Source organism: Sphingomonas sp. TZW2008, assembly GCF_002117915.1.
In the GTDB taxonomy this organism is placed as follows: domain Bacteria; phylum Pseudomonadota; class Alphaproteobacteria; order Sphingomonadales; family Sphingomonadaceae; genus Sphingomonas.
The window spans coordinates 379,570-392,393 of sequence record NZ_BDJB01000003.1; the positions used below are offsets into that span (position 1 = coordinate 379,570).

Annotated in this window: 15 protein-coding genes; 6 read left to right on the forward strand and 9 right to left on the reverse strand. The window is 68.5% G+C overall.

What is annotated here, in order from left to right:
- The first annotated feature begins 32 nt into the window (after positions 1–32).
- Positions 33–677 (forward strand): trimeric intracellular cation channel family protein, encoded by a 645-nt coding sequence (locus tag B7L05_RS03500; protein WP_085808812.1) that lies wholly within the window; start codon positions 33–35, stop codon positions 675–677.
- On the opposite strand, the gene B7L05_RS03505 is transcribed toward B7L05_RS03500, so the two are convergent.
- The 4 genes from B7L05_RS03505 to B7L05_RS03520 form a co-directional block, all read right to left on the reverse strand.
- The gene (locus B7L05_RS03505; protein WP_085808813.1) at positions 674–1,204 is read right to left on the reverse strand and encodes an arsinothricin resistance N-acetyltransferase ArsN1 family B; all 531 of its coding nucleotides are present in this window, start codon (positions 1,202–1,204) and stop codon (positions 674–676) included. The two genes, B7L05_RS03500 and B7L05_RS03505, sit on opposite strands and share 4 nt — an antisense overlap.
- Positions 1,201–1,620 carry a hypothetical protein gene (locus tag B7L05_RS03510; protein ID WP_085808814.1) on the reverse strand — a complete coding sequence of 140 codons (420 nt, stop codon included), beginning with the start codon at positions 1,618–1,620 and terminating at the stop codon, positions 1,201–1,203. Before B7L05_RS03510 ends, B7L05_RS03505 begins: the two co-directional genes overlap by 4 nt.
- Entirely contained in the window at positions 1,617–3,503 is a 1,887-nt protein-coding gene (gene sppA, locus B7L05_RS03515; RefSeq protein ID WP_085808815.1) for a signal peptide peptidase SppA, read from the reverse strand. Before sppA ends, B7L05_RS03510 begins: the two co-directional genes overlap by 4 nt.
- A gap of 154 nt (positions 3,504–3,657) precedes the next feature.
- Positions 3,658–3,945, reverse strand: a complete 288-nt coding sequence (locus tag B7L05_RS03520; protein ID WP_085808816.1) for a hypothetical protein — start codon at positions 3,943–3,945, stop codon at positions 3,658–3,660.
- Positions 3,946–4,120: 175 nt separating this feature from the next.
- Here B7L05_RS03520 and B7L05_RS03525 point away from each other — a divergent pair, with 175 nt between their 5' ends.
- From B7L05_RS03525 to groL, 3 genes are all read left to right on the forward strand, one after another.
- Positions 4,121–5,530, forward strand: a complete 1,410-nt coding sequence (locus B7L05_RS03525) for an MATE family efflux transporter (protein ID WP_179187107.1) — start codon at positions 4,121–4,123, stop codon at positions 5,528–5,530.
- A 131-nt stretch (positions 5,531–5,661) separates the two neighbouring features.
- Entirely contained in the window at positions 5,662–5,949 is a 288-nt protein-coding gene (gene groES / locus B7L05_RS03530; RefSeq protein WP_085808817.1) for a co-chaperone GroES, read from the forward strand.
- Between the two features lie 60 nt (positions 5,950–6,009).
- Entirely contained in the window at positions 6,010–7,647 is a 1,638-nt protein-coding gene (gene groL / locus B7L05_RS03535; RefSeq protein ID WP_085808818.1) for a chaperonin GroEL, read from the forward strand.
- Positions 7,648–7,815: 168 nt separating this feature from the next.
- On the opposite strand, the gene B7L05_RS03540 is transcribed toward groL, so the two are convergent.
- A complete protein-coding gene (locus B7L05_RS03540) occupies positions 7,816–8,319 on the reverse strand; it encodes a DUF427 domain-containing protein (RefSeq protein WP_085808819.1) in 504 nt (167 codons plus the stop codon).
- Positions 8,320–8,421: 102 nt separating this feature from the next.
- On the opposite strand from B7L05_RS03540, the gene B7L05_RS03545 reads away from it, so the two are divergent.
- Positions 8,422–8,745, forward strand: coding sequence for a hypothetical protein (locus B7L05_RS03545; RefSeq protein WP_085808820.1), 324 nt, complete (start codon positions 8,422–8,424; stop codon positions 8,743–8,745).
- A gap of 10 nt (positions 8,746–8,755) precedes the next feature.
- Here the strand turns inward: B7L05_RS03545 and B7L05_RS03550 are convergent, their stop codons facing one another.
- On the reverse strand, positions 8,756–9,817 hold the full coding sequence (locus B7L05_RS03550; protein ID WP_085808821.1) for an SDR family oxidoreductase: 1,062 nt from the start codon (positions 9,815–9,817) through the stop codon (positions 8,756–8,758).
- Between the two features lie 99 nt (positions 9,818–9,916).
- Between B7L05_RS03550 and B7L05_RS03555 the strand changes: the two genes are divergently transcribed.
- The gene (locus B7L05_RS03555; protein WP_085808822.1) at positions 9,917–10,297 is read left to right on the forward strand and encodes a helix-turn-helix domain-containing protein; all 381 of its coding nucleotides are present in this window, start codon (positions 9,917–9,919) and stop codon (positions 10,295–10,297) included.
- A 20-nt stretch (positions 10,298–10,317) separates the two neighbouring features.
- Here the strand turns inward: B7L05_RS03555 and B7L05_RS03560 are convergent, their stop codons facing one another.
- The 3 genes from B7L05_RS03560 to B7L05_RS03570 form a co-directional block, all read right to left on the reverse strand.
- Positions 10,318–10,575 carry a hypothetical protein gene (locus B7L05_RS03560; RefSeq protein ID WP_085808823.1) on the reverse strand — a complete coding sequence of 86 codons (258 nt, stop codon included), beginning with the start codon at positions 10,573–10,575 and terminating at the stop codon, positions 10,318–10,320.
- Positions 10,576–10,641: 66 nt separating this feature from the next.
- Positions 10,642–11,427 carry a thioesterase family protein gene (locus B7L05_RS03565; protein ID WP_085808824.1) on the reverse strand — a complete coding sequence of 262 codons (786 nt, stop codon included), beginning with the start codon at positions 11,425–11,427 and terminating at the stop codon, positions 10,642–10,644.
- Between the two features lie 88 nt (positions 11,428–11,515).
- Positions 11,516–12,760, reverse strand: coding sequence for an acyl-CoA dehydrogenase family protein (locus tag B7L05_RS03570; RefSeq protein WP_085808825.1), 1,245 nt, complete (start codon positions 12,758–12,760; stop codon positions 11,516–11,518).
- Positions 12,761–12,824 lie beyond the last annotated feature (64 nt).

Here is a 12,824-nt window from a genome sequence, read left to right on the forward strand (position 1 = left end):
CCGCCGCGCCCACCGCCGACTAAAGGCCGCCGGTGCCGCCCGAAACGCTCCTTCCCGCCTTTGCGCCGTGGTTCGATCTCGCCGGCCTCGCGGTGTTCGCCGCATCGGGCGCGCTCGCCGCGGCGCGGCGCGGGCAGACGATGGTCACGCTCGCCTTCTTCGCGCTCGTCACCGGCGTCGGCGGCGGCACGCTGCGCGATCTCCTGATCGGCGCGCCCGTCTTCTGGATCGTCGATGCCCGCGCGGCGACCGTTTGCCTCTCGGTGGCCGTCGTCATCTGGATCACGCCGCAGCGCTGGTGGCGCGGCGCGGCGCTCGACTGGTTCGACGCGGTCGGCCTCGCCGCTTACGCCGTCTACGGCGCGGCCAAGGCGCTGGGCTACGGCGTCCCGCCGATCCCTGCCTTCGTCATGGGCGTCGTCACCGCCTGCGTCGGCGGCATTATCCGCGATGTGCTCGCGGGCGAGCCGTCGATCCTGATGCGGCCCGAACTCTACGTCACCGCCGCCGCGCTCGCCTCGGCGCTGTTCATCGTCCTGTCGCTCGCCGGCCTGCCCGGTGCGATTGCTGCCGCGATCGCCGCCGCCGCCGGCTTCGGCTTGCGCGCCGCCGCGATCCGCTGGCAAATCCATCTTCCCGCCTACCGCGATCGTGCGGCCGGGTCGCCCGGCGGCTAATACGGCGCACCGTCGCGATCGGCCAGCGCGCATTGCCAATAGCCGACATCCACCCACCGCCCGAACTTGCAACCGACCGCGGCGAACCGCCCCGCAGCGCGGAAGCCCAGCGCCTCGTGCAGCGCCACCGACGCGTCGTTGGGCAGCGCGATCACGCCGATCGCCTGCGTGAACCCGCGCCCGCGCAAATCCTCTAGCAGCGCCCCGTACAGCCGCCGCCCGATCCCGCGCCGCTGCACGGCATCGGCAAGATAGATCGTCGTCTCTACTGCGAAGCGATATGCCGCCCGCTCGCGGAACCGGCCGGCATAGGCGTAGCCGAGCACCGTCTCGCCGTCCGCCGGCACCAGCCAGGGATAAACGTCGCCGGCCGCCGCCATGCGCGCCACGATCGCGTCGGCATCGGGCGCCTCGGTCTCGAATGACACCGTCCCGGTCAGCACGTGTGGCGCGTAGATCGCCGCGATCGCCGCCGCGTCGGACGGCCGCGCCGCCCGGATCGCGACGTCGGCGCGACGCGCGGTCAGCGCGCCACCGCCACGACGAGGCCGCTGATCGCGTCACCTCGGATCGTACCGCGCAGCCGCGCGCGACGCGGCGGCGCGCCAGCGGTTCCCTGTGTGCCGTAGATGCTCAGCTCGCCTGTGCCGTCGTCGCGGCAGCGCACGTCGAGCGACTGGACGTCGGCAAGCCGCGCCGTCATGCGCCGCGCTTCGGCGAGCGCGCCCGCCTCCACCGATCGGCCACCGCTCGCCAGCCGGTCGAGCACCACGCCCGTCCCGGCCAGCGGCGCCGCCGTCACCTGCACCTCGTACACCGCCGCCGCACAGGTGAAGCGCCCCGTCAGCGTCCGCGGCGACGCCGGATGCATCACCGCTACCGGCGCCGGCGATATGCCCGGCGCGCCGGCCTGTGCCAGCAGCAGCAGCGCCGCGATCGTCACAGCCCCAGCCGCACCAGCAGCGCGTCGAACATCCTCGTATCGCCGCCGCTCGCCCGCGTCGGCCCCAGTCCGCCGCACTCGAGGCACCGCGCCTGGATGCCACCGCCCGTCACCAGCCGCCGCACGTCGCCTAGCGCGCGCGCCAGCGTCTGGCGCTGCTCCCAGGCCATCCGCGCCAGCGCATCGGTCGGCGCGCCGGCGTCCTCGTCGTCCTCGTCGTCCTCGCGGGCGCTGATCTGCCGCGCGAGCTGCGCCGCCCAGCCCGGCTTCTTCTCCAGATACACCGCCTTGGCGCCAGCGGGATCGAGCTTCGCGCGCCGCGCCGCCTCCGCCACCGCATCGTCGAGCGTGCCGAACCGGTCGACCAGCCCGATCTGCCGCGCTGTGCCGCCCGCCCACACGCGCCCCTGCCCGATCTCGTCGACGCGTGCGATCGGCAGCCGGCGCGATTGCGATACGCGGGTCAGGAACTGGCGATAGCCGTGCTCAATCGACGCCTGGATCACCGCGTCGGTCTGTGCATTGGTGCCGCCGATCACGTCGGGTTGCCCGGCGAGCGGGGTCAGCTTCACCCCGTCGGACGTCACGCCGATCTTCGCCAGCGTATTCTCGAACGTCGGGATGATGCCGAAGATGCCGATCGATCCGGTGATCGTGCTCGGCTCGGCGAAGATCACGTCAGCGGGTGTCGACACCCAGTAACCGCCGGACGCGGCGAGCCCGCCCATCGAGACGACGATCGGCAGCCCGCGCCGCTTCGCCTCCATGATCGCGAGCCGAATGCGCTCGGACGCGAGCACCGATCCGCCCGGCGAATCGACGCGGACGACCAGCGCTTTCAGCTGCTTCTGCGCCAGCCCGTCGTAGATGAACTTGGCGATCGTATCGCCGCCCGCGGTGCCTGGATCGGCCTTGCCGTCGACGATCTCGCCCGCCACCGTCACCACGCCGATCGCGCCATCGGTTGGGACGGGATTGGCATCGACGTACGACGCGAGCTTGATCTCGCGGAACGATCCCGCGGGCTTGCCGCTCTCGCTGCCTGCCAATTGCGCGACGCGCCGGCCGAATGCCACCCGGTCACCCAGCTTGTCGACGATCCCACTGCGCAGGTTCGCCTGCCCCATGTCGCCGCCGGTGGCGCGCACCACCTGCTCGGGCGCGGTCAGCCAGCCGGCGAGCTGCGCCTTCGGGCGCGCGCGGGCGACCGCCTCCTTCCACTGCTCGAACAAATTGCCGTACAGCGCGGTCGACGCCTCGCGCGATTCCGGGCTCTCGTCGGCGCGGGTATAGGGCTCGACCGCCGACTTGAACTTGCCGACGCGATAGACGTGCGTGTTGACGCCCAGCCGATCGATCAGCCCCTTGTAGTACAGCCGGTTGCCGCCTGGGCCCGCGAACAGCGTGCCGCCCATCGGGTCCATCCAGATCTCGCTCGCTGCCGCCGCCAGGCGATAGCCGCCGTCGGTGTAGGCGGTGGCATAGGCGAGCACCGGCTTGCCCGCCTGCCGCGCGCGCAACAGCGCGTCCGCGACTTCGCCGAGCAGCGCGGGATAGGCGCCGCCGAAACGGTCGAGATCCAGCACGATCGCCTTCACCCGATCGTCGCCGCGCGCCTTGTCGATCGCACGCACCACGTCACGCAGCCGATATTGCCGGCCGACTTCCTGCCCGCTGACGAACGCCAGCGGCGGCACCTCCTCGGGCTGCTCGACGATCGGCCCGTCGAGGTCGAGCACCAGCGCGCCGTCCTTGATCGCGGCCGGCGTCGGGCGGCTGTTGAGCGCCGCGAACAGCGCGGCAAAGAACAGCAGCATCGCGACGAGCACCAGCGCGTCCTTGATGCCGACCAGCAATCTCCACGCGCCGCGAACCAGCTTCATCTTATTTTTCCCGGGAAGTCCGCCGCCGATCTAGCCGACAGTGTATGGCGTGAGCAATACGGCCGCCGCAGCTTTCGCGCGGGTGCCGCACAAACGACAACGCCGGCCCCCATTGGGGACCGGCGCTTCATTCGGCAAAGCAGGCGCGGGGCGCTTACTTCTCGCCGTTGTCCTTGACGCCGACGGTCGGCACCTCGACCTCGGTCTTCTTGGTGCCGACGACGACTTCCTTGCTGTCGACGTCGACCTTGGGGAGCGCGCCGCCCTTGGCGCTGATATCAACGTCCGGCAGCGCGCCTTCCTTAACGTCGGCGGACCAGAAGCCGGTCGCGAAGAGGACGACGGCGACCAGCGCGACGATGCCGAGCAGAATCGCGATCGTGCGACCCGCGCCGCCGCGCTTCACCACCACTCGATCGTCCGTTGTGCGATAATCAGCCATCAGAACCTCCCATTACTAGTACTTTCAGCAGCCCCGAACGACAGATGCTGCACGTTTGTTCCGGCTTCGTAAGAAAACATTGCTTTCGTCGCGTGCGCAGCACGGGACGTCGCACCCCTGAACCCGTCCACACCACTTTCACGCGCCCCGCTTAGCTTCTAGAGCGCCGCTCGACATGGACGCCGCCGTCGCCCCTCGCACGCTGACCGAGCATCGCCCCGCGAGCAATCGCGCGGAACTGGTCGCGCTCGGCCGGCTCGCGGGCCCGCTGGTGGCGGCGAACTTGCTTCAGATGGCGGTTTACGCGGTCGACGTTGTGTTCGTTGCACGGCTCGGGGCGCTCGAACTCGCCGCCTCGACGCTCGGCCTCTTCATCTACTCGCTGGTGATGTGGGGCCTCATTGGGCTCACCGGTGCCTGCGCTCCGCTGATCGCCGCGGAACTCGGCGCGCGACGCCATGCCGTGCGCCAGGTCCGCCGCTCGTTCCGCATGGCGATGTGGCTCGGCGTCCTTGTCGCGACGCCGCTCGCCGTCGCGATGGCGTTCGGCGAGACGATTCTACTCGCCGCCGGGCAGGATCCGGCGGTCGCCGATCGCGCCGACGCCTTTCTCGACATCCTGCTGTTTGCCCTCGTGCCCAGCGTCCTGTGCGGGGTGATGCGTACCACTGCCGCGGCGCTCGGCCGACCGGGCTGGGCGATGGTCGTCACTGCGATCGCGCTCGGTGTCGGCATCGTCGCCAACTGGTGCTTCGTGTTCGGCAACGCCGGCTTTCCCCGCATGGGGCTCGAAGGATCCGCGCTCGCCAGCCTCGTCACCACTTTGGTGATGACGATCGCCTATGCCGTGATCCTCGTGCGCGATCGCCGGCTGCGGCGCTACCGCCTGTTCGGCCGCTGGTGGCAGACCGAATGGCCGCGCATGGCACAGATCGTCCGCCTCGGCGTGCCGATCGCGCTGACGCTGACGTTCGAGGGCGCGCTGTTCGGTGGCGCCGCCGTCCTTATGGGGCTGATCGGCGTGGCGGAGGTCGCCGCGCACGCCGTCGCGCTCAACATCGCTGCAATCGCCTTCCAGATCCCGCTCGGCATTGGTCAGGCGGCGACGATCCGCGTCGGTATGGCGTATGGCGCGCGCGATCCGGCATGGGTCGGGCGCGCGGGCAACGTCGCGGTCGCGCTCGGCATCGGCGCGATGGTGCTCACCGCCGCCGCGATCTGGATCGCGCCGCTGCCGTTCGTCGGCGCCTATCTCGATCTTGCCGATCCAGTTAACGCGCCGGTGATCGCCCTCGCGCTGCAATTCCTCCTCATTGCCGCGATCTTCCAGCTGCTCGACGGCGCGCAGGTCGTCACCGCCGGCGTGCTGCGCGGCGTGCAGGATACGCGCGCGCCGATGCTGATCGCGCTGTTCGGCTATTGGGTGATCGGCTTCGGCACGTCGATCCTGCTAGGTTTTCGGTTCGGCTGGGGCGGCGTCGGCGTATGGATCGGGCTCGCCGTCGGCCTGCTCGCCGTATCGATCCTGCTGCTGTGGCGCTGGCACGTGCGCGATCGCCTCGGCCTGCTGCCACGCACGGCCTGACGAATAGTTCCGATTTTTGTCGGTGGTACCCGTTGACGGTGCCGGGGGGCACCCACATATGGCGGCTGCTGGCACTCGGTATCGCTGAGTGCCAAGAAATTGTCATACACCGCTCAAAAGAGGGTACAGCCATGAACTTTCGTCCGCTGCACGACCGCGTGCTCGTGCGCCGCGTCGAGGCCGAGGAAAAGACCGCCGGCGGGATCATCATCCCCGACACCGCCAAGGAGAAGCCGCAGGAGGGCGAGGTCGTCGCCGCCGGTGCAGGCGCCAAGGCCGAGGACGGCAAGGTCACCCCGCTCGACGTCAAGGCCGGTGACCGTATCCTGTTCGGCAAGTGGTCGGGCACCGAGGTGAAGGTGAACGGCGAGGACCTGCTGATCATGAAGGAAAGCGACATCCTCGGCATCGTCGGCTGAGCGAACGCATCATTTCCTTCTTTCTTTTTCCATCATTCGTTCAGTTGAAAGGGTAGCCACATGGCAGCCAAGGACGTGAAATTCGGCCGCGACGCACGCGAGCGCATCCTCAAGGGTGTCGACATCCTCGCCGACGCGGTGAAGGTGACGCTCGGCCCGAAGGGTCGCAACGTCGTGATCGACAAGAGCTTCGGCGCACCGCGCATCACCAAGGACGGCGTCACCGTCGCCAAGGAAATCGAGCTCAAGGACAAGTTCGAGAACATGGGCGCGCAGATGGTGCGCGAAGTGGCCTCGAAGACCAACGACATCGCCGGTGACGGCACCACCACCGCGACCGTTCTCGCCCAGGCGATCGTGCGCGAGGGCATGAAGTCGGTCGCCGCCGGCATGAACCCGATGGATCTGAAGCGCGGCATCGACATCGCCGTGACCAAGGTCGTCGAGGACGTGAAGGCCCGTTCGAAGCCGGTCGCTGGTTCGAGCGAGATCGCCCAGGTCGGCATCATCTCGGCCAACGGCGACAAGGAAGTCGGCGAGAAGATCGCGGAAGCGATGGAGAAGGTCGGCAAGGAAGGCGTGATCACCGTCGAAGAGGCGAAGGGTCTCGAGTTCGAGCTCGACGTCGTCGAGGGTATGCAGTTCGACCGCGGCTATCTGTCGCCGTACTTCATCACCAATCCGGAGAAGATGGCGGTCGAGCTCAACGATCCGTACATCCTGATTCACGAGAAGAAGCTGTCGAACCTGCAGGCGATGCTCCCGATTCTGGAAGCCGTCGTTCAGTCGGGTCGTCCGCTCCTCATCATCGCCGAGGACATCGAGGGCGAGGCGCTCGCCACGCTCGTCGTCAACAAGCTGCGCGGCGGCCTGAAGGTCGCAGCGGTCAAGGCACCGGGCTTCGGCGATCGTCGCAAGGCGATGCTCGAGGACATCGCGATCCTTACCAAGGGCGAAGTCATCAGCGAGGATCTCGGCATCAAGCTCGAGAGCGTCACGCTGGGCATGCTCGGCACCGCCAAGCGCGTGTCGATCGACAAGGACAACACCACCATCGTCGACGGTGCGGGTGAAGCCGATGCGATCAAGGGCCGCACCGAGGCAATCCGTCAGCAGATCGAGGTGACGACCTCGGACTATGACCGTGAGAAGCTGCAGGAGCGTCTCGCCAAGCTCGCCGGCGGCGTCGCGGTGATCAAGGTCGGTGGTGCGACCGAGGTCGAAGTGAAGGAGCGCAAGGATCGCGTCGACGACGCGCTGCACGCGACCCGCGCCGCGGTTGAAGAGGGCATCGTCCCGGGTGGCGGCACGGCGCTGCTGTACGCGACCAAGTCGTTGCAGGGCCTGACCGGCGCGAACGAGGACCAGACGCGCGGCATCGACATCGTCCGCAAGTCGCTGACGGCGCTGGTGCGTCAGATCGCACAGAACGCTGGTCACGACGGCGCGGTCGTCTCGGGCAAGCTGCTCGATCAGGACGACACGTCGTTCGGCTTCAACGCTTCGACCGACGTGTACGAGAACCTCGTGTCGGCCGGCGTGATCGACCCGACCAAGGTCGTGCGCACCGCGCTGCAGAACGCCGCATCGGTGGCGGGTCTCCTCATCACCACCGAGGCGACCGTCTCCGAGCTGCCGGAAGACAAGCCCGCGATGCCGGCAATGCCCGGCGGCGGCATGGGCGGCATGGACTTCTGATTTCGGACGGGCGCAGCGGAAGCTGCGCCCGACACGAAATCGGAAGCGGCTAGCCAGCCGGCGTCAGCCGGACTGGTCTGACGTCCGGCAGCGGCGAAGCCGCTGCCCACGCTCCAAAAGAGAAGGGCCGCAGCACCCCGGTGCCGCGGCCCTTCTCTTTTCCGGCGATCACCAGAATTCGGTTCCCGGAGGGCCCTTGAACGGCCCTGCCACGCGCGACGTGATCCAGCCGCCATAGAAGCGCCCCGGCTGCGACACTGCCTGCTCGTCGTCGACGAAGCACGCGTCCATCAGCGCCGGGTAAAAGGCGATATGGTCGCGGATGATCGCGAACGACGCCGTCGGCGCGGGATAGGCCCAGGCCGCGCGCGCCGCGCGTCGCCCGCCCGACACGACGTCATAGTAGCGCGCGTTGCCCTTCCACTCGCAGAAGCTGCCGCCCGCCACCGCCTCGAGCATCGCCTGATCGACGTCGCCAGGCGGGAAGTAGAAGGTCGGCGGATGGCTTGTCTCGATCGTGCGCACGCCAGCGCGCGTCTCAGCGAGCGTGCGACCGTCGAAAACGACCTTGAGGTGGTTCGCCACCCGCTCTGCAGCCGCCGGCCGCGGATAGCGCCACACGCTCTCCTGCCCCGGTCCCGCCGCGTCGGGTTCGGGATGTGGCAACCTCATCGCGGTCTCTCATTCAGCGCTCGTCGGTACGCCAAACGGAACCCGCCGCGCCCGCGCGCCGTTCCTTCCGCCATGCCGAAACGACCCAAAGGAGTGAGGCGTATGAAGACCCTGACCATGCTGGCGCTGGCCGGCACGCTCGCCACCGCGGCAACCCCCGCACTCGCCGGTGGACCCAAGCGTTTTCCGGGCGGCGTCTACGACGACAGCAATTCACATTATCTCGATTACAAGACCGACCTCAGCGAAGCGCGACGCGAGCTGCGCAAGGATCTGGCGCGGGCGAACGACCCCGGGGACCGGATCGACGCCTGGGCGGAATACCGCCGCGAGGTCGCCGATGCGCGGCACGACTTCGCCAAGGAGATGGCCGAGCGCGGCGTGATCGTCACGCCGCGCCCTAGCGTATCGGTCGAGCCCTACTGACGCCGCATCGTCACGGGATCAGCCGATCGGCCCGCAATTGTGCGAACAGTGCGAAAAAGGCGTCGTCGGTCGGCTGATAGGCCGTGAAGCCCAATCGCCGGCTCTTCGACATGTCGGTCACCACCTCGATCGGCCGGCCGAGATCGGCATCGGTGTGCCACGGCGACGCGAGCCGCGTCAGATCCGCCTCCACCAATCCATGACGTTCCGCGATCGAGCGCCACACCTCCTGGTCATCCGCCATCTGCTCCTCCAGCGGCCGCACCACGCCGTCGAACGGCGCCGCGTCGACGCCGAACCACTCCGCGATCCGCTCCCACATCCATTGCCAGCGAAAGACGTCGCCGTTGACGACGTTGAACGCCTCGTCATGCGCCGCCGGCGTCTCCACTGCCCACAGCAGATGCCGCGCCAGCTGCCCCGCATCGGTCATGTCGGTCAGCCCCTCCCACTGCGCCGCCGACCCGGGGAAGACGAACGGCCGGCCCAGCTCGCGGCACAAGCTGGCGTACGCCGCCAGCGTCGTGCCCATATTCATCGCATTGCCCACCGCCTTGCCGATCACGGTATGCGGGCGGTGCACGCTCCAGCTGAACCCGTCGCGCGCCGCGGCCGCGAACAGTTCGTCCTCCTGCGCATAATAGAAGTTCTCGACGTCGAGCCGCTCCTGCTCCTCGCGAAACGGCGTCTGCGGCAAACTGCCTTTGCCATACGCCTCGAACGGCCCGAGATAATGCTTCAGCCCCGTCACCAACGCGACATGGCGCGGCGCGTCCGCCTTGGGCAGCGCGGCCAGCAGGTTGCGCACCATTGCCGCATTGACGCGGATATTCTCCGCCTCGCTGTCCTGCCGCAGCCACGTGCTGATGAACACCGCATCGGGCGACACGTCCGCCAGTGCCGCGCGCGTGCCCGCCGCATCGAGCAGATCGGCGCGCACCTGCGTCACGCCGTCCTGCCGCACCGCGCCGCGTGCCAGACCATGAACGGTCCAGCCCTCGGCCACCAGCAACGCCGCCGTCGCGCTGCCGACGATCCCGCTCGCGCCCACCACCAATGCCGTCTTTGCCATGTCCGATCCTTCGTCTCGTCGCACCGAGAACTAGGCATCGCCGCCGAACGCTTCCAGACGGCACCATTCACGCCTCCGGGCACCGACAGGTAACCACGAATGACACCCGGCACACCAGACGCGGACTGGCGCGAGGATTGCGCGCCACGCCGCGTCCTCGCGCTGTTCGCGACGAAATGGACCAGCATGGTCCTCCACACGCTCCATGCGCGTCACGCCGGTGCCGCGCGCACGGGCGTGCTCCAGCGCAGCCTGCCCGGCATTTCGAAGAAGATGTTGACGCAGACGCTGCGCGACATGGCGAGCGCGGGCCTCGTCACGCGCCACGTCGAAAGCGCGATGCCGCCCGCGGTCGAATATCGCCTCACCCCGCTCGGCTGCCGTTTCGTCGAGCCGGTCGAGCTGCTCTACGCCTGGGGCCGCGACAATGCCGATGCGCTCGACGCGCTCGGCGTGCGCCCCACCGCCCGCCGCGCCTGACTGCCCGGCGCGCCCGGCCGCTACAGCCCGAGCTTGTCGAGCGCCGCCGCGAGCTCCTCGCTCGTCCCGTCCGCTTCCTTCGGGCTCATCCGATTGAGCGCGGTCTGCACGCGCTTCTGCGCCACCTGCAGCGTTTTATAACGAACCTCGCGTATCTGGTTGGTTCGCCACGATCGGCTTTCGCCGAGCAGCGCCGCCCATTTCGCCTCCTCCGCCGCGAGGATCGCGAGCGCGAGCCGCAGCCCGTCGCGGCGGCCGTGCGCGTAATCATCCGCCACCCGTCACCTCCGCGCGCCGCCAACGCAGCATAAAGTACCGGTTGGCCGTCCCGCCACGCACGCCGGTCAGCGCCGCTCGACGATCAGCGACTGCACCGCGCGCCCGAACCAGCCGCGCGCGTCGCCGAGCCGCGTCATCGCCAGCCCCGCGCCATCCTCGCCCAGCCACGTCTCCGCGTCGGAGAAGATCCAATCGCCCTCAGGCACGCGAGCGAAGCTGACGGTCAAGTCGGCGTTGAGGAAGGTCCACGCGTCGAACGGCAACATCGGCGCGATGCCGTTGGAGAAATCCGCCACTGCCATCGCGCGCGTCGCGGGAGTCTGCGGCTCGCCCGCGATCAGCGCGCGGTGCTGGCGGAACCACATCTTACCCGGCCCCAATTGCCCGAAGCCGCCGCGGATGCGCCGCATGTCGAAGTTCGCGCCGAAGTTGATGCGGCTCGGCAGTTCGCGCTGGAATGTCGTGTCAGGCGGCACGTCGTCGGGCGATCCCGGCCCGCCGGCGATCCCCGCCCCCTCGGGCAAAGACTCGTCGCCGATCCGCACGCGCAGCACGATCCCGCGCGTCACTTCCTTGTCGGCGTGCAGCAGCCGCACCTGGACGAGCTGGATCTTGCGCCCGTCACGGATCACCTCCGTCTCCACCGCCAGCCGATCGACCGGCACCGGCCGCAGCAGCTCGACCGTCACGCGCGCAACGCGCATCGGCGAGGCAGTCGGCACCTGTTCCGCCGCCCAGGCGACCAGTGCGGACGGCGCCCCGCCGTGCTGCAGGCCCGGGTGCCATGGCCCCGCGGCATAGCCGCTCGCGACGAACCCGGCGCCGTCGCGCGTGAAGATGGCATCGGTCACTCGGATCCCCTTAAAGTAAAGGCGCCGGGGAACCGCGATGTTCCCCGGCGCCTTTACTGTCGCCTGTTGTGTCGCTTGGATAGGGCGATCAGTGCAGTGCCAGCTCGTTGCGGCCGACCACCATGTGGTGCACCTCGTCCGGCCCGTCGGCGAAGCGCAGGTGGCGCACGTCGGCGTAGAGTTCGGCGAGCGGGGTGAACTGGCTCATGCCGTAGGCGCCATGAATCTGGATCGCCTGGTCGAGGATCTGGCAGGTCTTCTCGGGCACCATCGCCTTCACCATACTGACCCACACGCGCGCCTCGCGGTTGCCCAGCACGTCCATCGCCTTCGCCGCCTTCAGCACCATCAGCCGCATCGCCTCGATTTCGATCCGCGCGCGGCTGACGAGCTCGAGGTTCTTGCCGAGCATGATCAGCGAGTGGCCGAACGCCTCGCGCGAATTGCCACGCTTCACCATCAGGTCGAGCGCAATCTCCGCTTTGCCGATCGTGCGCATGCAGTGGTGGATACGCCCCGGCCCGAGCCGCACCTGCGAGATTTCGAAGCCGCGGCCCTCACCCAACAGGATGTTCTCGCGCGGCACGCGCACGTTGTTGAAGCGCAGGTGCATGTGCCCGCGCGGCGCGTGGTCCTTGCCGAACACTTCCATCGCACCAAGGATCTCGACGCCCGGCGCGTCCATTGGCACCAGGATCTGCGACTGCTGCTGCGACGACGGCGCATCGGGATTGGTGCGCACCATGGTGATCATCACCTTGCAGCGCGGATCGCCGGCGCCCGAGATGTAATGCTTCTCGCCGTTGATGACCCATTCGTCACCCTCGAGCCGCGCGGCGCAGCGCACGTTCTTGGCGTCGGACGAGGCGACGTCCGGCTCGGTCATCGCATAGGCGGAGCGGATCTCGCCGGCGAGCAGCGGCTCGAGCCACTGCTTCTTCTGCTCGGGCGTGCCGACGCGCTCGAGCACTTCCATGTTGCCGGTATCGGGCGCCGAACAGTTGAGTGCTTCGGAGGCGAGCGGCGACTTGCCGAGCTCAGCGGCGATATAGGCATAATCAAGGTTTGACAGCCCCTCCCCCGTCTCGGCGTTGGGCAGGAAGAAGTTCCACAGCCCCGCCGCCTTCGCCTTGTCCTTCGCTCCCTGCAGCAGTTCGAGCTGTCCCGGCGCGAAGCTCCAGCGGTCGGCGCGCCCCTCGCCCAGCCGCTCGAACTCGGGATAGATCGGGTCGACGTGATCGCGCACGAACGCCTTCACCGCGTCAAACAGCGGCCGCACGCCTTCCGACATGCGCAGATCGTCGAGTTCCGGAATCGTGAAGATGTTGGACATTATTCCCACCCAGCAGTGTAACTGCGCCCGCAATAGCGGCCCGATGCCCATCGACGCCAATGCT

Excerpts from the sequence above, each read along its gene's own strand:
- sppA (WP_085808815.1), bottom strand. The coding sequence starts at position 3,503 with ATGAAGCTGGTTCGCGGCGCGTGGAGATTGCTGGTCGGCATCAAGGAC.
- B7L05_RS03520 (WP_085808816.1), bottom strand. The coding sequence starts at position 3,945 with ATGGCTGATTATCGCACAACGGACGATCGAGTGGTGGTGAAGCGCGGC.
- B7L05_RS03525 (WP_179187107.1), top strand. The coding sequence starts at position 4,121 with ATGGACGCCGCCGTCGCCCCTCGCACGCTGACCGAGCATCGCCCCGCG.
- groES (WP_085808817.1), top strand. The coding sequence starts at position 5,662 with ATGAACTTTCGTCCGCTGCACGACCGCGTGCTCGTGCGCCGCGTCGAG.
- groL (WP_085808818.1), top strand. The coding sequence starts at position 6,010 with ATGGCAGCCAAGGACGTGAAATTCGGCCGCGACGCACGCGAGCGCATC.
- B7L05_RS03540 (WP_085808819.1), bottom strand. The coding sequence starts at position 8,319 with ATGAGGTTGCCACATCCCGAACCCGACGCGGCGGGACCGGGGCAGGAG.
- B7L05_RS03545 (WP_085808820.1), top strand. The coding sequence starts at position 8,422 with ATGAAGACCCTGACCATGCTGGCGCTGGCCGGCACGCTCGCCACCGCG.
- B7L05_RS03550 (WP_085808821.1), bottom strand. The coding sequence starts at position 9,817 with ATGGCAAAGACGGCATTGGTGGTGGGCGCGAGCGGGATCGTCGGCAGC.
- B7L05_RS03555 (WP_085808822.1), top strand. The coding sequence starts at position 9,917 with ATGACACCCGGCACACCAGACGCGGACTGGCGCGAGGATTGCGCGCCA.
- B7L05_RS03570 (WP_085808825.1), bottom strand. The coding sequence starts at position 12,760 with ATGTCCAACATCTTCACGATTCCGGAACTCGACGATCTGCGCATGTCG.